We start from the raw sequence: 20,341 nt of genomic DNA, 5'->3' as shown, positions 1-20,341 counted from the left end.
TTCCACGTTTCCTGGGTCTGCCAGTACCAGGATGACTACCTCGCGCCGATGAATTTTCCGCACGGCCCCCGTCCTTACTGACGAACGCGCCCCCAACCCGGCGCGACCGACCCAGAAGGAAAAGAAATGACCGCCATCGCCGCCACCCGAACCACCACCACCGTTCGTCCCGGCAAGATTCGCAACCGCGTCCTGTGGACCCTGCAAATCGTGCTCGGCCTGTTCTTCATCATCGCCTCCGGCGGCCCGAAGCTCGTCATCCCCCGAACCCTGATGGAAAACAACGCCACCGCCACCTCGATCCCGTTGGCGCTGCTGGTCTTCATCGGTGTAGCCGAAGTCGCAGGCGGCATCGGCCTCATGATTCCCCGCCTGACCGCAGCCGCCGCAATCGGCCTCGCGATCGTCACCTTCCTCGCCGCCGCCTTCAACGCCTTCCTGGCCGGCACCCCCGAATTGGCCCCCTTCCCACTGGCACTCACCGCGATCTTCGCCTGGATCGCCTACGAACGCCGGTCCTCGCTCACGGCCCTGCGCACCCTGATTCAGCGATGACCCGCGCATAACCCCCGGCTACCGGCGGCACCCAGCCACCGGTAGCCGTGTTGTGCGTTGCAGGGACGGTCCGGTCGGGTTGGTCGGGCCGTCCCATCGGAGTCGCGGGGCGGGCGCCACGAATCGCACCGCCCACCCCGCGCCCCACCGAATCATGTGATGGTTATATCTGTTTCGTGGCGCAAGGTTCGACGCCGATGTGGGATGGCCAGCGCAGCAATCGATCTCGGCCCTCATCCGACCCGAATACGGCACCCAGTGGGTCCGACTCCTTCCGTCCACGTCTTGTCAGTGCGATCGGATATCTTCATCACGCGCGGCTAGCATCCGGGGCCTCCAGCACCGTAAAGCGGTTGCATCCCTGGGTTTGTCCGGGGGCGACCCGAGCACTGTTCAAGGTCCAACCGACGCCCAGGCTCTAGCTGATGGCCAGAAGCCGGCCCGCCAGAGCTGGCCGCGCACCTTCACGCAACGCCGTCTGGTGAGGTCAGGCCGCCACTCGGCAATCTGGTGCGTTTGGCCGGCACCAGGTCAGATCGATCCGCTGACCTTCGCCCCACCTGCGCTGGCCGGTGCGGTCAGCGCGGTATGCGGCAATTGAGGATGTTCCTCGGACTGCTCGCCTGGCAGTTCCTGCCGGGGCCGTTCTTGGGGGCCGGTCAAGATAGCATTGGGGCGGGGACTAGGTCAGGACTGGAGATGCCTCGCAACAAACGTCCGCAGGATCGGGAAGAAAAGCGTGCCGAGATCGTGGTGGCTGCTCGGCGGTTGTTCGTCGAGCAGGGGTACGACGCGGCGTCGATGACGCGGATCGCCCGCGATGCCGGAGTGGTGTCGAACACGCTGTACTGGTACTTCCAGGACAAGGACGCGGTATTGATCGCGGTCCTCGATGCGGTCCTGGCCGACTCGATGGCCTCCTACACCGACATGCTGGACGCGAGCTTGACCGATCGGCTGTTGTGGCTGGTCGCACAATTGGAGCAGCTGGGCCGGTTGGTGAGTACCGTGCATACGCGCGCCGCGGCGTCCGCGGCCATCGGCGAATGGCACGAGCAGTTCCACGCGCTGGCCGAGGGATTGTTCCGGGCGGAGCTGATCGAGCTCGGCGTGCCCACTGACGGAGTGGACCCGATGGTCATGATGGGTGTTTTCGTGGTCGAAGGCTTGCTGACGCATCCAGCGGAGCCGTCTCAGCGGCGCGCGGTGATCGAGACGTTGCTCAACAGCGCTCGCAGTCTTGCCGCGGCCGCGGGCTGAGTGCCCGGTCCGCGCCCGTCCACGAGCCCGGGGCGATCTACTGTGTGGTGGTTGCGGAGTAGTCGAATTGTGTTGCCAGGAAATAGATTTGGTCACGCACGGCGCGTTCGAAGTGCTCGCCCACGTAGATGTCGAAGTGGTCGCACGGATAGCTTTGGATGTGCACGTGCGCCAGGCCCTGTGCGTGCCGCTTCGTGGTCTTCGCGGGTGCGGCCGCGTCGTTGTCGCAGACACACAGCAGCGTCGGAGTGCTGGAACGAGCCAGCGCGCAACCGGGTCGATCGAGCGGAAGGCGCAACGCCAGCCGTGCGGCCAGGGCGTTGGCGGCATCGAATTCGCTGTTCGGGCCACGCAATACACCCCACACGCTGTCGCGACCGACATTGGTCACAGGTTCTTGCCCGCCGTCGCTCTCGGTCAGCTCGATGTTCTTCGACACCCGAGCCCGCACCGAGGGTAACCGTTTCAACACCGCGCTGCTGCGCCGCGAGAGCCGAGTCCCCGCCGGTAGGAGCGCCGAAGCACCGGCAAGAGCGTCGGGCGAGGCCACAAACGCCGGCATCCAGGCCGTCCCCGCCATCGGCAACAGAATCGGCTTCGCACCGAACCATGAACCGACCGTATCGAGAATCCCCGCCACGGTCAGCGCTATCACGCTCAGCGGGCCGGTCCGGATACGCGAGCGCAACGACGCCGGTCCGTCGGTGAAGGGGCACTGAGCAACAACCGCCGCGATATGGGTGTCCTCCGAGACCACCTGAAGGACATGCCCGCCACCGAAAGAGCTGCCCCACAACGCGATTCGGTCGACGTCGACCTCCGGCAGGGCGCGCGCGAAGGCCAGGGCAGCATGCCAGTCGGCACGCTGGCGGCCGATATCGAGCAGCTGGCGCGGCACTCCGCCGCTCGCCCCGAGGTGACGGTAGTCGAACACCAGCACCGACCACCCCGCCTCGGCGAACCGTTGCGCGTAGGCGTCCAGGCGCATCTCCCGCACCGCCCCGAGACCGTGCGCCATGATCACCATCGGGCGCGGGCCATCCAGGTCGGGCGAGGTGTACAGCCATGCCGCGCACTCGTCTTGACCTGAGGGGAACGCAACCTCCCGTCGCCGCACCGCCACCATCTCGCGCCGATCGGCAGGTCCATCGATTGCCATGAGTTGCGTCCTCCGCTCCACCATCACTCTTCTTGGACGCCATCCAAGAAGCGGCTTGGGGTTACGGTAAGTCCTTCTTGAACGACAGTCAAGAATCGGTGGTGTCACGGGCTGAACTGGCGGCAACCCGACCCCATTGCGCTGCATTCGGCATTACCGCGCACCGGGAAGCACTGTCAGCCAACCTGTTTGGACGGCGGACCAACGCCCAGGTCGCGGCATGAGTGGATATTCAGGTCATGTGCGTGGAGTGCTGTGCAGACTGGCCGACCGTCGAAGGCAGTTACCGGTCAGCCCGCCGATGTTTCCGGCGAGGCAGTGCCGACGGCTGGTAGGGCCGGTTCAGGGTGGATCGCGGACATGATCGCGTCCAGTCGGGCGGCCAAGTCGTGGGATCGGGACTCGGTTGAACGCGCCGATTCTGCGACCGCTGCTTGCAGACACGCGAACGCGGCCCCGATCAGGGCGTGGACCAGCGCGTCGTCGACAGGTGCGCTGGGTGTTTCGTGGGTGCGTCGAGCCCGCAGGATCGTGGACAGCCGATGTTGGATTCGTGCGATCCGCTCCAGGTACCCGGGCAACAGCGAGGGGCTGCTGTCCACGATTCGCTGGATCATCAGGCCGCGAGCGCGCTGACGCTCGTCGGCGAACTGCTCGGTGACCACATCGAACGAGCGGCGCAGCGCTGTCCAGTCCGATTCCGCGACCGGACGTGCGGCCAGACGCTCGGTCAGGTTGTCGCCCAACTGCTCGAAATTGTGCAGTACCAGATCGTCTTTGGACGCGAAGTAGCGAAAGAACGTTCGCTGCGACATCCCGACTGCGGCCGCTATCGCATCGACGGTCGTCGCCTCGAAGCCGTTGTCCACGAACATTTCCTCGGCCACCTCGGCAACCCTGGCCCGGATCGCGCTCCGGCTCACCTCACGCAGATCCTTGATAACCACGCCCCGCACGGTATCAGTTGCCAACTATGTCAGTCACTGTCACGATAGGCGCTCAGTGTCGGCCCGGGGCGAACAATGCGGTGCGCCCGAGCGGTCACATGAAGGAGCTGGCTCGATAATGCGTTTCAATCTCCGAGTCCTCGGTGTCTCGTCCGCGCGGTGGTTAGCCGCCGCCGCGACCGCCGCCCTCGCGCTCGGTGTAGCGCCCCAGGCCGCGGTCGCCTCGGCCGATGCACCCGCCGCCGATATCACCACGGTGGAACAGGACCCGTTCCGTCGACCGCCGACCGACCTGACCTCGTTGCGACCGGGCCAAATCATCGGAGCACGCTCGATCCCACCAATACTCGACGGCCAGGAGATTCCCGACGCTCAGAGCTGGCAGATCTCCTACCGCAGCAACGACACCCGCGACGAAGCGATCATGGCGATCACCACCCTGATCGTTCCGACCGCACCATGGCCCGGCCCCGGCACGCGGCCCGTGGTGTCCCAGCAGTTCGCCCAGGACTCAGCCGGAAAGCATTGCGCACCATCGGTCTCGATGTCGACCGCTTCGGGCGACCCCCGCGTCTTCTTGAGCCGGAACTGGGCGGTGGCGATACCCGACCACGAAGGTCCGCGAGCGGCGTTCACCGCGGGCATATCGGGCGGGCACATCGTGCTCGACGGTATCCGCGCGGTGCGCGAGCTCGGTGAAGGCGGTATCGGCCCGGCGAACCCTTGGGCGCTGGACGGCTATTCGGGCGGCGCACAGCCCACCGGATGGGCCGCCCAGCTCCAACCCACCTACGCACCCGAGCTGCCGGTGAAAGGCGTTGCGCTCGGGGGGCTCCCCGCCGATCCGACGGTCATCGCGCGAAATCTCGACCGGAACCTCTTCAGCGGGCTGATGCTCGCCGGGCTCGCCGGGCTCGCCGCCGAACACCCCGAAGCCGGTATCGAACAGCTACTCAACGCTCAGGGTCGCAGCATGCTGGAGGACATGCGCACCTCGTGCGTGGACGCGATCACCCGGTATTCCATGCGCGGGCTCGATGAATACATCGACGTTCCCGACCCGATCGCGCTGCCCGGTCCCGCCGCCGCGCTGGCCCGCCACGCTCTCGGGACCGCCGCCCCGGTGGCGCCGGTGTACAGCTACCACGGTGAACTCGACACGGTCATCCCCGTCGGGCAAGCCGACGCGGCGATGCGCGCATGGTGCTCACACGGTGCTGTGATTTACAGCGTCCGCGACCCACTCACCGAACACATCACCGAGCAGATCCTCAATCGCCACACCGCGGTCCGCTACCTGGCTGACCGCTTCGACGACAAGCCAGCACCCACTAACTGCTGATCAGTAGAAGGACTCGGGCCAGGGTGCATCGCATAATCGGCAGAAGAGGATGTATGTCGGATGCTGTCGGTGCGGGGTGTGGTTGGTCGCGTCTGGGCGGCGAAATGCATGATGGGGCGCGCGGTTTGCGTCTTTGGTCGATACCTTCGCTGCTCCGAGCATGGGGATCTATACGCTGTGGGTTCGGGCGGGTGGTGATGGTGGGGAGTCCGGAGGGGGCGGCACGGGCCGGCGGGCGTATGTTTCCTCGGGATTCACGGTGATGACGTCGAGTTGCTGCGTTGGCTGAGTACCAGGAAGCCGAATGTCACCTATCGAACGACTGGATATCTCTCCGAACGCCAGTCGTTCACACGTCGACGAATGCTGTCCACCATCGGAAGTGAATCAATGTCGCTCGGATCGAACCAGGCGACCTCGTGGGACTCGTCGGATACGGCCAGTTCTCCACCGGTCGGGGTGCCGAGAAGGCAGATCGAAAACTCTTGCCGCACTTCGCCGTTGTCGTAGGCGAAGACGTGCTTCGGATTCGTGTAGGTACCGACGATGCCGGTTACCTCGATGTCGATTCCGGTCTCTTCCTTGGTTTCCCGGATGCCGCATTCGGCTAGGGATTCCCCGAGCTCCATCTTGCCACCGGGGAGCGCCCACATGTCGTTGTCGACCCGGCGTTGCAGCAAAACTTGCCCACGGTCGTTCACTACTACTAGGGATGCGGCGGGCACCAAGCTGTTCGGTTCGGGTGCGTTCGGGTCGTCTTCGTAGTCATGCCTGGCCATTCCGTGGTTCCTCCCAGATGCCTCGGCGCCGGGCAAAGGCACTTCTACGTGCTCGGTGAACCGGATCGTTCACGCATTGTCGCTTGGATGGTGTTGCATCCCAATATTGTTCACATATCTATCTGCTATTCGATCAGCTCTCCTTGTGTACCCTGATCCGGCACTTGACCGGTGGCGTAGCGGGCGTACGTCTCTTCGGTATCGACGGTCACGACGTCGGCGACCCGCACCAGATCGGCGGGGACGGTGCCGCCGTCGAAGTGGGCGGCGCTGGGGGTGAACACCGCTTCGGCGTTGGTGCGTGATACCGCGACCCGTAGCCGGTGGACGGGGCGGTCGGTTTCGGGGCCGAACACGAGCGTTTTGCACAAGTCGTACCCGAATCGGGCTGCCACTCTTCGGATCTGCGCCTCATGGAATTGTTGACGGGGGCCGGAAATATCGCGGCGCAGGAATCCGATCGCTGGTGGTCTCGACAAGAAAGACATGGTGTGCCCCTTCTCCTGGACTGGCAGGCAACTCACCGCGGGGGAACCGTCCGAAGGGTTTGGTTCTGCCGGGTGGTGAGGCCCTCCCTCTCCAGCGTTGTCGCCGGGGCCGGACACTGACCCTGGAAAACGTCTACAGCCGTCTACAGCTGGCCTACTCTTTTCGGGTATGGGCAGCCCCGAGTTCGGCGGTGCACAACTCAGGCAGGCGCGCGAAGCGGCCGGGTACTCACTCGGTGAGATGGCCGCGCGCGTCCCGTACAGCAAGGCAGCGTTGGGGCATTACGAAACCGGGGTGCGCAGCCTGACGGCCGAGGTGATCACGTGGTACGAACGGGTATGCGGCCAATTCACCGACCCGGTAACCACCGTTGTGACATTGGGCCGCGCTGACGTGGACCGCCGCGCGTTCCTTCGCAAAGCCGTCTACTCGGCGGCCCTGTCGGCTACCGCGATCGGTGTGGGCACGCTCGATGCCGCCGGCATCGAGCGCCTCGCGAATCTCGATGACAAACGCATGGTCGGCATGGGGGAAGTGCAGGCCCTGCGCCGTGTAGTGGAAGCGTTCCAGCACCTGGACGAGTTCAAGGGTGGCGGTGTCGGCCGTACCGCTGTCGCAGAACTGTTGTCCACCGACGTCGCTACCTTGTTGCGTTCTCGCTTCGCTACGAGCGAGGTTCGCGCGCAGGCATTTTCGATTGCCGCAGAACTGTCGTACCTGGCTGGTTTCAAGGCCCACGACGCCGGAATGGATGGGGCGGCGCAGCGCTACTACCTTTCGGCCCTGCACTTGGCGGAAGCGTCCGGGGTGCCAGGGCATGACGCTTGGGTGTGTCGGGTACTCGCGTTGCAGGGCAACGACATCGGCAAGCGCGTCTACGGTATCGATCTCGCGGAGGAAGCGTGTCGACGGGCATGCGGAAAGGTCGATGGCGGCACGCAAGCCCTGTTCACGGTGGCCCTGGCACGTTGTCACGCCGAGGTGGGCAACAAGCGGGAAGCGCTGGCCGCGTTGACGATTGCCGAGCCGTGGATCGCTCCCGGGCGCTCCGCTGAACTTCCGGCCTGGTGCGCCTGGTGGGGAGGCGACCAGGCGACCGTCAACAACCAATGCGCGAAAACATTTCGGGCACTGGGCGATTACACAGCTGCCGAACCGCACCACCAGCTAGCCACCACCATGTGGGAACCGGGGGTGCACCGCCGCGTGTACGCCAACACATTGGGGGATGTGGGAATCGCCCGGTGGAAGACCGGTGATCACACCGGCGCGATCAAAGCCTGGAACATGGCGTTACCTATCCTGTCCGAGCTTCAATCGGCTCGGGTCGAAAAGACACTCGGCAAGATACGTCGATCAGCCCCTGAACTGTTCACGGTTTGAAACTGCCCGGCCGGCGGCTGGGGATGGAAGCTGGACATCGGATCGCATGCTTGCGGGGACTGGTGCCGAAGCCCTGGACCTGGCGCGCGCTCTGAGGGCCGGGGCGCAGGGACTCTACGCTGGAGACCATGCAGTCCGATCTCGGTGATTTTCTGCGCTCCCGGCGTGCTCGTATCCAGCCGAGGGAGGCGGGGTTGCGTGAATATGGGCGGCGGCGGGTGCCGGGGTTGCGGCGGGAGGAGGTGGCGCAGCTGGCGGGGGTGAGTGTGGATTACTACATTCGGTTGGAGCAGGGGCGGGGGCCGCATGTGTCGGATTCGGTGCTTGATGCGGTGGCGCGGGCTTTGCGGTTGAGTGATTCGGAGCGGGCGCATTTGTATGCGTTGGCTCGGCCGTCCGGGGTGGGGCCGGCGCGGACGGCCGGGGTCTATACCGATGCTTTGCGGCCGGGGGCGCGGTTGGTGCTGGATGCGATTACGGCGCCGGCGTTCGTGTTGGGTAGGCGGATGGATGTGATTGCTTGGAATGCTATGGGGGACTTGGTATCCGGGTTTTCTTCGGTGCCGGAGGCGGAGCGTAATCAGGCGCTTTATCTGTTTTTGAATCCGCGGGCCGGTGAGTTCTATCCGGAGTGGGAGACCGTGGCGGGGGAGACTGCGGCATTTTTGCGGCGGGACGCGGGGTTGCATCCTGACGATCCGAAACTGAAGGCGATGATCGACGAATTGTCGCGGCGGAGTGCGGAGTTCCGGCGGATCTGGGAGGGGCATCCGGTGAAGGAGAAGACCTACGGGGTGAAGCGGATTCAGCATCCGATCGCAGGGGCGCTGGAGCTCGGCTACGAGACGCTGGCTTTGCAGGGCGATCCGGATCAGTTGTTGGTTGTTTACACCGCCGCGCCCGGTTCGGCGGCTGCGGAAGCGCTGGCCGATCTGGCGGCGCGGCAGCCGGCGGGAACCCGATAACTACCGGTCTCAACGTCGTTTCGGGTTGGTGCTTACCCGGCATCCGCGCTGCTCAGGGTGTATACCGGCAGCATGACGCAGGTGGAAGGTAGCGCGACTACCGGGGGTGAAGGCTCCGTGCCGGTCACCGCGGGGCGGTCGGTCGAGTTCTGGGGATATCTGATGTGGGGGCTGGCGGGGGTGGCTATCGCCGCACCGGAATTGGCTTCGGTGTTCGGGCTGGCCAGTTGGCCGACCATCTCCAATACCATCGGGCATTTGCAAACCGAGCATCCCTGGGTGCGGCTGGTCGTGGTGTTCGTGATCGTGGTGATCGGGTATTACGCGGTGCCGCAGTTGCTTTTTCACCCTGAACCGAGTCCGCGGGTGGTGGCGGGGCAGCCGACTACGGCGGGCGGACGCGTCACTCGGTCGGACGGGCCCGTCACGCTGTTGGGTGCGGGGTATTTGTTCACAGCGGCGGGCACGTACGTATTCGGCATTCTCTTCGCGGCTGCCGACCGGGCCATGGATGCGGATGCCTACCTCGGCCCTTATGTGCTGTACGGGCTCATCGCGCTGATGTGGGTGGTGGTGCCGAGCATCCTGGCCATGTTCTTCGGCAAGGACGTACCGTTTCCGACGTTGTTCCGCACCATCGGGTTCCTGGAACGGCGTGCGCACTTCATTGCCGCGATCCTGTTGGGCCTCTTGGTGATTCTGCTCATTCACCTCGCCTTCTATCCGTGGCCGCGGGTGGTGAGCTGATCAGTGCGGGCCGGACGCGAGTTCGGCGGTGGCGACGGGGGCGGTGGTGAGTTCGGGGGCGTCGGGCTGGACGGCGGCGGTGACGCCGGGGCGGCCGTTCTCGACCACATAGGTGGCCCGGGTGCGAATGGGTGCACCCGGCTTGTGTACGTAGGGCATCACGCGAAAGTCGGTGCGGCACAACTCGTGATCGAGCTCGACCCGCACGTACCCGCGTTGTTCGTTGAAGAACTTGACATCCGGATTGGCGGCCAGCAGGGTGCGGCCGGTGTGCGACATGTCCGCGCCGTCACCACCGCTGCTGATCGAAGTGCCGGTGAATTCCGAAGCCACGACCGGTGATTCGAGATCGGCGCAGTCGCGGCGGAGGTCGGCGGCGTAATTCTGGTGCCGGTCGCCGGTGATGACGACCAGGTTGCCCGCGCCCCGGGCGGCGGCCGCACCGAGCAGGGCATTGCGGTCGGCGACATAGCCGTCCCAGCCATCGGTACCGAGCAGTTCACGCGGGCCGGTGTCGTAGTCGGAGCGCGCCATCGCGACCTGATTGCCGAGGATCTGCCAGCGCGCGGGCGAGGTGGTGAGCCCGCCGAGTAACCAATCGCGTTGCCGCGCACCGAGAATCGTGCGATCGGCAGCAAGACGATCGGCGCAGTCGTAGACCTGATTGCCGTCCCCGCACGCCTGCGGGGTGCGGTACTGGCGGGTGTCGAGCATGGTGATCTCCGCCAGCGCGCCGAAGCCGTAACGCCGGTGCAGCAGCATGTCCGGCCCGTCCGGCATTTGCGCGATCCGCACCGGCTGATGCTCGTACCACGCCTGGAACGCGGCCGCCCGGCGCCGCCGGAACAGCCACTTCAGGTTGTTGATATCGAAACTCGGGCCGTTGTACTCACCGGCCCAGTTGTCGTGCACCTCGTGATCGTCCATGGTGACCAGCCAGGGGAACGCGGCATGCGCGGCCTGTAATGGCTTCTCGCCCTTGGCCTGCGCGTACCGCAGCCGATACCCGCGCAGATCCACCGCCTCGCCGCTGAAATCGGGTGCCGTACTGCCTTCCCGGCCCCGCACCCAGGCGCTCTCGTAGATGTAATCGCCCAGATGCACCACCAGATCCAGGTCCTCATCGGCCATATGGTCGTAGGCGGTGAAATACCCGTAGGTCCAGGACTGGCAGGAGGCGAAGGCGAAACGCATCCGCGCCATGGCGCTCCCGGCACGCGGGGCGGTCCGGGTCCGGCCGATCGGGGAAACCGCTGTCCCCGCCCGGAATCGGTAGTAGTACCAGGTGTCCGGCTCCAGTCCGCTGACCTCCGGATGCACGCTGTGCCCGAGTTGATGGGTGGCCACCGCGCTCCCGCGCACCACCACCTGCCGGAATCGGTCGTCCCGCGCCACCTCGTAATCCACGCTCACCGGGGCCATGGGCATACCGCCCAAACCCTCCGGATCGAGCGGATCCGGGGCCAGCCGGGTCCACAACACCACCCCGTCCGGGGTCGGATCTCCCGAAGCCACGCCGAGGGTGAACGGATCGCCGCTCACCCAGTGCGGGGCCCGGAACCTCGCGCTGCCCACCGCCGCGGTGCCCGCGAGCACCACCGCCGATCCGGCAACGCCACGCCGCAACAACTCTCGCCGTGACAAGGCCATACGCAACGGTATGAATGCTGAGCGTGTGCGGGAGTGAACGCCGGACGCGCCCCGGACGAACACCCCATAACACTTCGGGTGCGGAGATGTCCGAATTCCCTTGCGTTTGCCCGTCGTTCACCTGGGCGGCCGACGCGCCGCCGGCCGTTCACCGCGTCGCGTCATTCTCGTACTCTGGAATCACCACCGAACTACCGCCCCGGAGTCGTGACATGGTCGAGGTGGAGCTGGATTTGTATTCGGCCCGGCCGAATCCCGCCTGGCGGCTCGATCCCGTTGCCGCCCAGGACGTACTGGCCTGCATCGCCGCCGCCCCGCCCCTGGTCGACGGCCGTCTGCATCGCAGCCTCGGCTATCGCGGCCTGGTGCTCTATCTGCCCGACGGGCGGGTGGCCCGCATTCAGCGCGGCACCATCGAGGTCTCGCGCGGCAATCAGCACAGCTGCCGTGCCGATCTCGGCCGGGCCTTGGAGCGTCGCCTGCTCGCCACCGGCCGCCCGGAGATCGGCGCCCGGGAATACGCCATCGCCGCGGCCGCGCTGCGCGAGTGAGCGCCACAGCGGAGAACTCCGAGCATTCTGGGCAATTGACCAACTAATGTTTCAGATCGGCCCGCGGCGACGTACAGTACCTCGCCATGAATCGAATATGCGGAGCCCCATCAGGATTCGCGCCCGGTAGACCGTGGCCCGTCATCGCCGTGCTGCTGCTGGTCGCCGGGCTGCTGTCCATCCCCGCAATCGGCTTCAGCCCCTCGGCGCAGGCCGAGCCCACCGGATTGCAAGGGCCGCTGAGCACTCGCGGACGCTACATCGTCGACGCGGCCGGCAACCGGGTGAAACTGCAATCCGGCAACTGGCACGGCGCCAGCGGAACCTGGCAGGGCAGCGGCGACGACGAGGATCCGGCGAACAATTTCGCGCAGGAGACCGGGCATCGCGCCGCCCTCGGCCTGGACCGGGTGCCGATGGCGAAGATAGTCGCGGACTTTCGCGCACTGGGTATCAACAGCGTGCGGTTGCCCTTCTCCAACGAGATGATCAGCGATACCCGTCCGGTCGAGGGCTTGACCGCCAACCCCGAACTGAACGGCCTCAAACCCCTCGAGGTGTACGACCGGGCCGTCGCGGCGCTCACCACCGCCGGAATCGGCGTCATTCTCAACAACCACACCACCTCCACCCGCTGGTGCTGCGCGGTCGACGGCAACGAGCGCTGGAATTCCGGGCAGAGCACCCAGAAGTGGGTGGACGACTGGGCTTTCATGGCGGCCCGGTACAAAGGCAATCCGGGCGTGATCGGCGCGGACCTGCGCAACGAGGTGCGGCGCGACACCTGGGACAACCCGAACTGGGGCTGGGGTGACGATCACGATCTGGAAGACGCGGTGCAGGCGGCGGGGGACCGAATCCTGACCGGCGCCAACCCGAATCTGCTCATCATGATCGAGGGCCTGAACTGGCAGGGCATTCCGACGGATCTGACCGAACACTCCCGTCCCATGCTGAAGCCGATGCGCACGCTGACGCCGACGCTGGTGCGCTCGCACAAGGTCGTATACGCGGCGCACTTCTACGGCTACATCGGCCCGAATCACACCGGCGCGGACGGTATGGGCGAAACCCACGATCCGCGCTTCCGGGACATGTCGCGCGCGGACCTGTTCAAGTCCATGGACGAGCTGGCCGGCTTCGTCGCCACCACCCCGGACCGGCACTTCACCGCCCCGGTGTGGATCAGCGAGTTCGGTGTCGGCAAGGACGCCGAAGCGAAGGACAAAGCCTGGTTCCCCAATATGGTCGACTACCTGATCGAGCGGGACCTCGACTTCGCCTACTGGCCGATGGTCGGATTTCAGCACGGCGACAAGGGAAATCAGTGGGCGTTGTTGCGCTACGACACCGACGGCAGCGTGCGGACCGTCACCGACGCCGACGACTGGCGGGGCGCGCACTGGCGGCGGCTGTTGGACGCCAAGGGATTCCAGGGACCGGTCGCCCCGGTGCGCACCTGGTCGGCGCTGGACGGCAAGCATCGCGACAACAATGCCTCGCTGCGGGCCGCCGCCGATTGGGATTCCGGCGCGCACAAGGTGGTGTGCCCCGACGATCAGCGCCTGATCGGCATCAGCTCCGGTGATCAGCGCGGGCTGTGCACCGATGCCACCCAGGGCGATCTGTGGCAGTCCGGCAGCGCGGCCGTGGTGGTGAAGACCGAACAGGTGCGCACCGACTGGGCGTCCGGCTTCACCAAATATCAGTGCGCCGAAGGGCAATTCATGATCGGTTACAGCCAGCGCGGCGACGGCATGTCCGCGATCCTCTGCGTCCAGGGCCGCATTCCGCTCGCCGGAGCGGGGCGCACGGTCTGGGATGACAAGGGGGACAACCGCCCCGCCTCCGGTGAGGGCGGGGATTACGCCCAGGGCTTCTACAAGGCCCAATGCGAGGCCGACGAATACGCGGCGGGCATCGGATTCTCCCGGGTCTGGTACCGCAAGGGGCATCCGGACGCCCTCTACTGCCGCAAGCTCGGCTGACATTTTCACCCTCCGACCTGGCACGACATCGCATCAGCGGTCGTGTCAGGTCGGTGTCAGGCCGGTATCAGGCGGGCTGCCCAAAGTAGTCCACATGAACAGCACAGCAATCGCGGCCTCCGGGTTGCGGAAGGCCTACAAGGACAAGACGGTCCTGGACGGCATCGACCTGAATATCGGCACCGGAACGATCTTCTCGCTGCTCGGCCCGAACGGCGCGGGCAAGACCACCACGGTCAATGTGCTCACCACGCTGCTCCAGGCGGACGGCGGCACGGCCAGCATTGCCGGGCACGACCTGATGAGCGAGCCGGAAGCGGTGCGCAAGGCGATCGGCGTGACCGGTCAGTTCGCGGCGGTGGACGATCTGCTGACCGGAGCCGAGAACCTCGAGCTCATGGCCGATATCCACCGGTTGCGGGGCCAGCAGCGCAAGCAGGTGGTCGGCGGACTGCTCGAACGCTTCGAGCTGACCGAGGCGGCCGGTAAGCGGGCCGCGACCTACTCCGGCGGTATGCGCCGCAAGCTCGACCTGGCCATGACCCTGGTCACCAAGCCGCAGATCATCTTCCTGGACGAGCCGACCACCGGTCTCGATCCGCGCAGCCGGCGCACCATGTGGGAGATCGTGCGGGAACTGGTCGGTGACGGCGCGACCATCTTCCTCACCACCCAGTACCTCGAGGAAGCCGACCAGCTGGCCGATCACATCGCGGTACTGGACCAGGGCCGCATCGTCGCCGAGGGCACCGCCGCCGATCTGAAGCGGCAGATCCCCGGCAGCTACATCGGACTCCGCTTCGCGCACACCGGAGAACTCGACGCGGCGGCGCGCATCCTGCCCGACGCCATCCGCGACGACGAGGCGCTGAGCCTGCGCGTCCCCGGCGACGGCGACTCCAAATTCCTGCGCGGCCTGCTGAACCGGCTCGCCGAATACTCGGTGGAAGCCGCCGAAGTCACCGTCCACACCCCTGATCTCGATGATGTGTTCCTCGCCCTGACCGGGCACGCCACCACGGAGGCCGAAGCATAATGTCCACCCTCACCGCCACCATGGCCGACTCCTCGATCATGTTGCGCCGCAACTTCAAACACACCGCGCGCAACCCCGTCACCATCTTCAACGCCGCGCTCATGCCGGTCGTCATGCTGCTGATCTTCGTGTACGTCTTCGGTAGCGCGTTCGACGTGGGCGGGCACTACATCGACTACGCCACGCCGGGCATGATCCTGCTGGCCATCAGCTACGGGCTCTCGGGCACCGCGGTCTCGGTCAGCTCCGATATGGCCAAGGGCATCATCAACCGGTTCAAGGTCATGGACGTCTCGCGGGGCGCGGTGCTGACCGGGCACGTGGTGGCCACCATGCTCACCAATGCCATCGCCATCGCGGCGGTCATCGGGGTCGCGTTCGCCCTGGGCTTCCGGCCCGACGCGAGCCCGCTGGAGTGGCTGGGCGCGATCGGCGTCATGGCGGCGACGGCCTTCGCGGCCTCCTGGCTGACGGTCGCGCTCGGTATGGCGGCGAAAACCCCTGAGGCCGCGGGCATGTCGGTAGTGCCGCTGATCATGCTGCCCTTCCTGAGCAGCGCGGTGGTGCCCGCCGACAAGATGGGTCAGGGCGTGCGGCAGTTCGCCCAGTACCAGCCCTTCACGCCCATCATCGAATCCATTCGCGGCTTCCTCGAGGGGCATCCGTCGGGCGGCTACACCGCCGCGGCGCTGGCCTGGAGCGCCGGGTTCGCCATCGTCGGATACCTGTGGTCGCGTGCCACTTTCAACAAGCGAGCGTGAGCTCGGCCAGTTCGGTCCAGTCCGCTGCCGCTCCCGCCCCCATCGCCTCGGTGAAGTTCGCTTCGCCGAGGCGATTTCGCGTCGTCTCCTCGATGCGGACGGCATCGGGCAGCGAACGATCCGGCAGGCCGCGCACCGCGTCGCTCGCGGCGAGCAGCCGCGCGGCCTGGGCGTCCTGTCCGTCGCGCAGCGCCAAATCCGCTATGCCGACCAGGATTCGGGCGATCAGCGGGGCGTAGCCGGCTTCGAGGGCCGAACGGAAAGCCGTGGCGTGGTAGGTGCGGGCGGCGGCCGGATCGGTGGCGATGTAACCGAGCAGGTTGTGGAATACGGCATCGACGTTCGACAGGTTCGCGTCGCTGCCCAGCATGGTGCGGGCGATCTCGATCTGCTGATGCACCTGCGAGATGTCGCCGTTCCAGCGGGCCAGTTCGGCGCGTTGTAAAGCCAAGTCGGCCAAGGCGTTCGGCCAGGCGGCCCGGTCGGCGTTCCGCTGGGCCTGCTCCATCGCGGCCGTGCTCGCCGCGGAATCGCCCAGCAGCCACAACAATTGGGCTTGCCGTGCGCCCACCCGGACCGCGTCCTCGAGAGTCCCCACGGCGGTGACCACCGCGATCGCCTCGTCCAGCAGCTCACAGGCGGAGGTGAATTCGCCGCGCATGGCGATGCGGTCCGCCAGCTCGGTGAGCGCGAACGACAGCCCCCAGCGTTCACCGATAGCGCGGAATTCGGCGACCGCCGCCTCGAGGTACTCGTCCGCCTCGCGCCCGGGACGGCCGAGCATGACCCGCATCTTGCCCTGTTGCAACCGGGCCAGTGCGCGCACCCACGGGTCCTCGTCGGCGAGCAGCGGTTCGAACGCGGTGAGGAAGGCGTCCGGGCCTTGCAGCAGGCGTTCCAGCGCGCCGATGAACCGCAGCGCCGGATGCTGTTCCCGGCCGGGCTGGTGCAGGTCGGAGGCTTTGTGAATCCAATCCCGGAGCTGGTTCTCGTCATTCGGCCCGGACGACATGAAGTGCACGACCAGCCCGTACACCAGGGCCCGGGTCTCGTCATCGACCTCGCCGGGCAGCGCGGCGGCGGCGGTGACCAGCTCCAGACCCTCGACCTTGTGGCCGCTCAGCCACCAGTACCAGCCCGCCGCCGCCGCGAGCCGCATGGCCCCGGGCGCGTCACCGGCCGCCAGCGCGCCGCGCATGGCCATCACCAGATTGCCGTGTTCGGCGTCGAGCGTCGCCAGCCATTTCAGCTGACCGGCCCGCCGCAATTCCGGTTCGGCGGTCGCGGCCAGCTCGGTGAAGTACGAAAGATGCACCCGCTGAACCAGTTCCGCTTCCCCCGCCTCGACCAGCCGGTCCCGCGCATACTGCCCGATAGTGCCCAGCATGCGGTACCGCGACCCGCTGTCCACCTCGGTGACGAGCAGCAGCGATTTCTCGGTCAGCGCGGTCAGCAGCTCCAGCACCTCCCACTGCTCCATCACCGCGCCCCCGCTCGGCATCGCGCTGACCGTTTGCTTCCACTCCGCGTCGGCGCAAATCTGTTCGGCCGCTTCCAGACTCGCGCCGCCGGCGAAGACGGCGAGGCGGCGCAGGACCGTGCGTTCGGCGTCGGTGAGCAGCTCCCAGCTCCAGTCCACCACCGCGCGCAGGGTGCGGTGCTGGGGGATGGCGGTGCGGCTGCCGCCGGTGAGCAGGCGGAATCGGTCATCGAGGCGGGTGGCGAGTTGTTCGAGGGACATGGTTCGCAGTCGGGCCGCGGCCAATTCGATCGCGAGGGGGATGCCGTCCAGTGCGCGGCAGACGCGCGCCATGGTGGCCAGCGAATTCGGGTCGGCGGCCAGGTCTTTGCGTACCGCGCTCGCCCGGTCGCGCAGGAGTTGTACGGCGGCCGAGGATTCGATCGCGGCGGTGCCGGCGTCGGGTGCGGGCAGGGTCAGCGGCTCGACCTGCCAGAGGGCTTCGCCGGTGATGCCGAGGGGTTCGCGGCTGGTGGCGAGGATACGCACCTTGCGGCATTCGCCGAGCAGCCGGTGCGCGAAGGCGGCTGCGGCCTCGATCACATGCTCGCAATTGTCCAGGACCAGCAGGGTTTCGCGTTCGCGCAGCGCCGCGATCAGCCGGTCCATCGGCTCCGCCTGGGGTGCGCTGCCGAGCAGGGCGTCACGCAGCCCGAAGGCGGCGAGCGCCGATTGCGCGATATCACCGCCCGCCCCGAGCGACGCCAGCTCCACCAGCCAGGCTCCGTCCGGCAGATCGTCGAGCAGCGTCCGCGCGGTCTCCGAGGCCAGCCGGGTCTTGCCCGATCCGCCGGGCCCGGTCAAGGTGGTGAGCCGGTGCGCCGCAACGAGTTCGCGCACCGCGGCGATCTCGCCTTGTTTGCCGACGAAGCTGGTGAGTTCGGCGCGCAGGTTGGTCTTGCGCTCCTCGGCGGCCTGCACCCCGACCTCACCGCGCAGCAGCGAGACGTGCAGCGCCGACAGCGCGGGGGAGGGGTCCGCGCCCAGTTCGTCGGCGAGCGCTTCCCGGGTCTGCTGATAGACACCGAGGGCTTCGGTCCCGCGGCCCGCCTCGGCGAGCGCGCGCATGAGCGCCGCGGCCAGGCGTTCCCGGACCGGATGCTGCCCGACCAGCTCGGTCAACTCGGCGACCAGGTCCGCGCCCCGGCCGAGCCGGATCTCGGCTTCGTACAGGTCTTCCAGCGCGGCCAGCCGCAAACCCTCGAACCGCGCGATCACCGCGTCGGCATCGGCGCTGTCCGGCAGCCCGGCATCCTGCATGAGCGCCCCGCGCCACAATTCGACGGCCTCGCGCAGCAGCGGTGCGGCCTGCATATCGGTCCCGCCCCGAGCCTGATCGACGAGGCGTTCGAAGCGCACGGCATCCACCGCGTCGGGTGACACGGCCAGGCGATAACCGCCCGCCTGCACATCGATCGACCCCTCCGGCAGCAGCTTCCGCAGCCGGGACACCAGCGCCTGCAAGGCGTTCGCCGCATCGGCGGGCGGCTGCTCGCCCCACACCCAGTCGACCAGCTTGTGTTTCGGCACCGCCCGCCCGGGATCCAAGGCGAGAGCGATCAACAGCCCCCGCAAGCGGGCACCCGGTACCGCGATCGATCCTCCATCCTCTGCTCGGATCTGAAGCGGCCCAAGAATCCCGATACGCACCCGGCCATTCTGCCGGGTGGCCGCGACAGGTGTCAGCGGCCGTGTCAGGCGGGCGTCAGCCCGCTGTCAGCCGGACCGGTGAAAGTAGTCCACATGAACAGCACGGCCCCCGGCCACCAGGCCCGGGAGCCGGAACGGGACGGCAACGACCCGCCCCGAAACCGACGATTCACCCGCTGAAGGAGCCCCATCATGTTCGAGTTCGCCACTCCCGCCCCCATCGCCGTCACCGTCGACGTGCTGTCCGCGACCGTCACCGTCATCGCCGCCGATCGCACCGACACCGTGGTCCAGGTCCGCCCGGCGGACCCGCACAAGAAGGGCGACGTGCGGGCCGCCGCGCAGACCAAGGTCGATTTCACGGGCGGTGAGCTGACCGTGCGCACCCCGAAGAACCTGCGCACCTACACCCCCTTCGGCGGCAATCCGACGATCGAGGTGACCATCGAGGTGCCGACCGGGTCCACCCTGAAGGGCAGCGCCGGGGTCGGCCGCATCGTGGGCATCGGCGAACTGGGCCGCTGCGATCTGGAGATCGCCGCCGGTGACATCAGCGTCGAACGCCCCTTGGACTCGGTCACCGCCAAGGTCGCCAAGGGCGATATCCGCATCGGCTCGGCCATCCGCGGCGTGCTGCGTCTGGACACCTCGATGGGCGAGTTGGAGGTCGGCATCCATCCGGGCAGCGCGGTGCGGGTGGAAACCAATGCGCAGCAAGGCAATATCGCCAACCAGCTGGGTCCGGTCGCCGCCGCGCAGGGAGAGACCGTCGAGGTGATCGCGCGAAACAGCTACGGCAATATCGTGATCCGGCACGCGGCGTAAGTCAGTGTCCGATGGTCCGGCGCCGTGCGGCGCGATGGTCGAGCACTTCGACGATGCGCTGCCAGGCCGGGGAGGTCTCGGAGATGCGGGACGCGATCAGCCGCAGGCTCTGCGGCCGGTCGCTGCGCTCGTGCTCGATCTCCCAGGCATCCAGGTCGTCGATGAGCCGGTCCAGGCGCGGATCCCGCGGATCCCAATCGATCGACTCGTCGACGGCCAGGAACAGTCGCGTCGTCTCCGGATCGTCGAGCGCGGCCTGTTTCTCCCGCACCCGCCGCGCCACCAGGTCCGGATCCAACGCCCGCAACAGAATCCACGAATCGCGCTCCAGCCGCACCCGCTGCTCACCGATGCCGAGTTCACGCATCCGGTTCAGGACCGCGACCACTTCGGGCGGCAGCACCAGGCTTTCCCCGCTCGCCAATTCGGCGAGGCGGCGGCGGTTGGCATCGAGTCGCGCGATCCGGCTGCGCAATTCGGCATCGATATCCCTGATGGCCGCCGCGAATTCGGCGGGCCGGGCATGCAGCAGCGCGTCGATACGGGTCAGCGGCACACCGGATTCGGCCAGCGTCCGGATCCGGATCAGATCCACCGCCGCCTGCGCGGGGTAGCGCCGGTAGCCGGAGGCATCGCGCTCGGGCTCGGGCAACAGGCCGACGTGGTGATAGTGGCGCACGGTGCGCACGGTCACGCCGGCGGTCGCCGCGAGCTGACCGATGGTGAGCACCGTCC

The 20,341-nt window shown here is 67.0% G+C and carries 18 protein-coding genes; 11 read left to right on the top strand and 7 right to left on the bottom strand.

Annotated features, from left to right (window positions below; all coding sequences use genetic code 11):
- The first annotated feature begins 126 nt into the window (after positions 1 to 126).
- Together NI1_RS13840 and NI1_RS13835 are read left to right on the top strand one after the other, a co-directional pair.
- Complete coding sequence (locus tag NI1_RS13840; RefSeq protein WP_067819593.1) at positions 127 to 555, top strand: DoxX family protein; 429 nt, start codon at positions 127 to 129, stop codon at positions 553 to 555.
- 699 nt (positions 556 to 1,254) lie between these two features.
- Entirely contained in the window at positions 1,255 to 1,815 is a 561-nt protein-coding gene (locus NI1_RS13835) for a TetR/AcrR family transcriptional regulator (protein ID WP_067819712.1), read from the top strand.
- A 37-nt stretch (positions 1,816 to 1,852) separates the two neighbouring features.
- Here the strand turns inward: NI1_RS13835 and NI1_RS13830 are convergent, their stop codons facing one another.
- Together NI1_RS13830 and NI1_RS13825 are read right to left on the bottom strand one after the other, a co-directional pair.
- On the bottom strand, positions 1,853 to 2,974 hold the full coding sequence (locus tag NI1_RS13830) for an alpha/beta hydrolase (protein WP_067819589.1): 1,122 nt from the start codon (positions 2,972 to 2,974) through the stop codon (positions 1,853 to 1,855).
- 290 nt (positions 2,975 to 3,264) lie between these two features.
- On the bottom strand, positions 3,265 to 3,861 hold the full coding sequence (locus tag NI1_RS13825; protein WP_281179494.1) for a TetR family transcriptional regulator: 597 nt from the start codon (positions 3,859 to 3,861) through the stop codon (positions 3,265 to 3,267).
- A gap of 178 nt (positions 3,862 to 4,039) precedes the next feature.
- Between NI1_RS13825 and NI1_RS13820 the strand changes: the two genes are divergently transcribed.
- Positions 4,040 to 5,263, top strand: a complete 1,224-nt coding sequence (locus NI1_RS13820) for a lipase family protein (protein ID WP_067819586.1) — start codon at positions 4,040 to 4,042, stop codon at positions 5,261 to 5,263.
- Positions 5,264 to 5,574: 311 nt separating this feature from the next.
- Here the strand turns inward: NI1_RS13820 and NI1_RS13815 are convergent, their stop codons facing one another.
- Together NI1_RS13815 and NI1_RS39275 are read right to left on the bottom strand one after the other, a co-directional pair.
- Complete coding sequence (locus tag NI1_RS13815; RefSeq protein ID WP_067819583.1) at positions 5,575 to 6,042, bottom strand: NUDIX hydrolase; 468 nt, start codon at positions 6,040 to 6,042, stop codon at positions 5,575 to 5,577.
- Between the two features lie 125 nt (positions 6,043 to 6,167).
- Positions 6,168 to 6,398, bottom strand: a complete 231-nt coding sequence (locus NI1_RS39275) for a hypothetical protein (protein WP_245663208.1) — start codon at positions 6,396 to 6,398, stop codon at positions 6,168 to 6,170.
- 301 nt (positions 6,399 to 6,699) lie between these two features.
- Here NI1_RS39275 and NI1_RS13805 point away from each other — a divergent pair, with 301 nt between their 5' ends.
- The 3 genes from NI1_RS13805 to NI1_RS13795 all read left to right on the top strand — a co-directional run bounded on the left by NI1_RS13805 (position 6,700) and on the right by NI1_RS13795 (position 9,626).
- Entirely contained in the window at positions 6,700 to 7,914 is a 1,215-nt protein-coding gene (locus NI1_RS13805; RefSeq protein WP_067819578.1) for an NsdA family TPR-like regulatory protein, read from the top strand.
- Between the two features lie 128 nt (positions 7,915 to 8,042).
- A complete protein-coding gene (locus NI1_RS13800; RefSeq protein ID WP_067819575.1) occupies positions 8,043 to 8,879 on the top strand; it encodes a helix-turn-helix transcriptional regulator in 837 nt (278 codons plus the stop codon).
- 72 nt (positions 8,880 to 8,951) lie between these two features.
- Entirely contained in the window at positions 8,952 to 9,626 is a 675-nt protein-coding gene (locus tag NI1_RS13795) for a hypothetical protein (RefSeq protein ID WP_157535117.1), read from the top strand.
- On the opposite strand, the gene NI1_RS13790 is transcribed toward NI1_RS13795, so the two are convergent.
- Entirely contained in the window at positions 9,627 to 11,276 is a 1,650-nt protein-coding gene (locus tag NI1_RS13790) for an alkaline phosphatase D family protein (protein WP_067819569.1), read from the bottom strand.
- A 212-nt stretch (positions 11,277 to 11,488) separates the two neighbouring features.
- Between NI1_RS13790 and NI1_RS13785 the strand changes: the two genes are divergently transcribed.
- The 4 genes from NI1_RS13785 to NI1_RS13770 all read left to right on the top strand — a co-directional run bounded on the left by NI1_RS13785 (position 11,489) and on the right by NI1_RS13770 (position 15,612).
- Positions 11,489 to 11,827, top strand: coding sequence for a hypothetical protein (locus tag NI1_RS13785; RefSeq protein ID WP_067819565.1), 339 nt, complete (start codon positions 11,489 to 11,491; stop codon positions 11,825 to 11,827).
- 86 nt (positions 11,828 to 11,913) lie between these two features.
- On the top strand, positions 11,914 to 13,815 hold the full coding sequence (locus NI1_RS13780) for a glycoside hydrolase family 5 protein (RefSeq protein WP_084523154.1): 1,902 nt from the start codon (positions 11,914 to 11,916) through the stop codon (positions 13,813 to 13,815).
- Between the two features lie 94 nt (positions 13,816 to 13,909).
- A complete protein-coding gene (locus NI1_RS13775; protein ID WP_067819563.1) occupies positions 13,910 to 14,851 on the top strand; it encodes an ATP-binding cassette domain-containing protein in 942 nt (313 codons plus the stop codon).
- Positions 14,851 to 15,612: an ABC transporter permease gene (locus tag NI1_RS13770; protein WP_067819560.1), complete on the top strand. Its 762-nt coding sequence runs from the start codon at positions 14,851 to 14,853 to the stop codon at positions 15,610 to 15,612. The genes NI1_RS13775 and NI1_RS13770 overlap by 1 nt, the downstream gene beginning before the upstream one ends.
- Here NI1_RS13770 and NI1_RS13765 read toward each other — a convergent pair.
- Complete coding sequence (locus tag NI1_RS13765; RefSeq protein ID WP_245663207.1) at positions 15,596 to 18,706, bottom strand: AfsR/SARP family transcriptional regulator; 3,111 nt, start codon at positions 18,704 to 18,706, stop codon at positions 15,596 to 15,598. The two genes, NI1_RS13770 and NI1_RS13765, sit on opposite strands and share 17 nt — an antisense overlap.
- A 267-nt stretch (positions 18,707 to 18,973) precedes the next feature.
- Here NI1_RS13765 and NI1_RS13760 point away from each other — a divergent pair, with 267 nt between their 5' ends.
- On the top strand, positions 18,974 to 19,606 hold the full coding sequence (locus NI1_RS13760; protein ID WP_067819554.1) for a DUF4097 family beta strand repeat-containing protein: 633 nt from the start codon (positions 18,974 to 18,976) through the stop codon (positions 19,604 to 19,606).
- A 1-nt stretch (position 19,607) separates the two neighbouring features.
- On the opposite strand, the gene NI1_RS13755 is transcribed toward NI1_RS13760, so the two are convergent.
- Positions 19,608 to 20,336 carry a MerR family transcriptional regulator gene (locus NI1_RS13755; RefSeq protein WP_067819552.1) on the bottom strand — a complete coding sequence of 243 codons (729 nt, stop codon included), beginning with the start codon at positions 20,334 to 20,336 and terminating at the stop codon, positions 19,608 to 19,610.
- Positions 20,337 to 20,341 lie beyond the last annotated feature (5 nt).

Source organism: Nocardia inohanensis NBRC 100128 (assembly GCF_001612945.1).
GTDB classification, from domain to species: Bacteria; Actinomycetota; Actinomycetes; order Mycobacteriales; family Mycobacteriaceae; genus Nocardia; species Nocardia inohanensis.
Note: the sequence above shows the minus strand (reverse complement) of the source record. Positions and strands in the feature narration are given on the sequence as shown.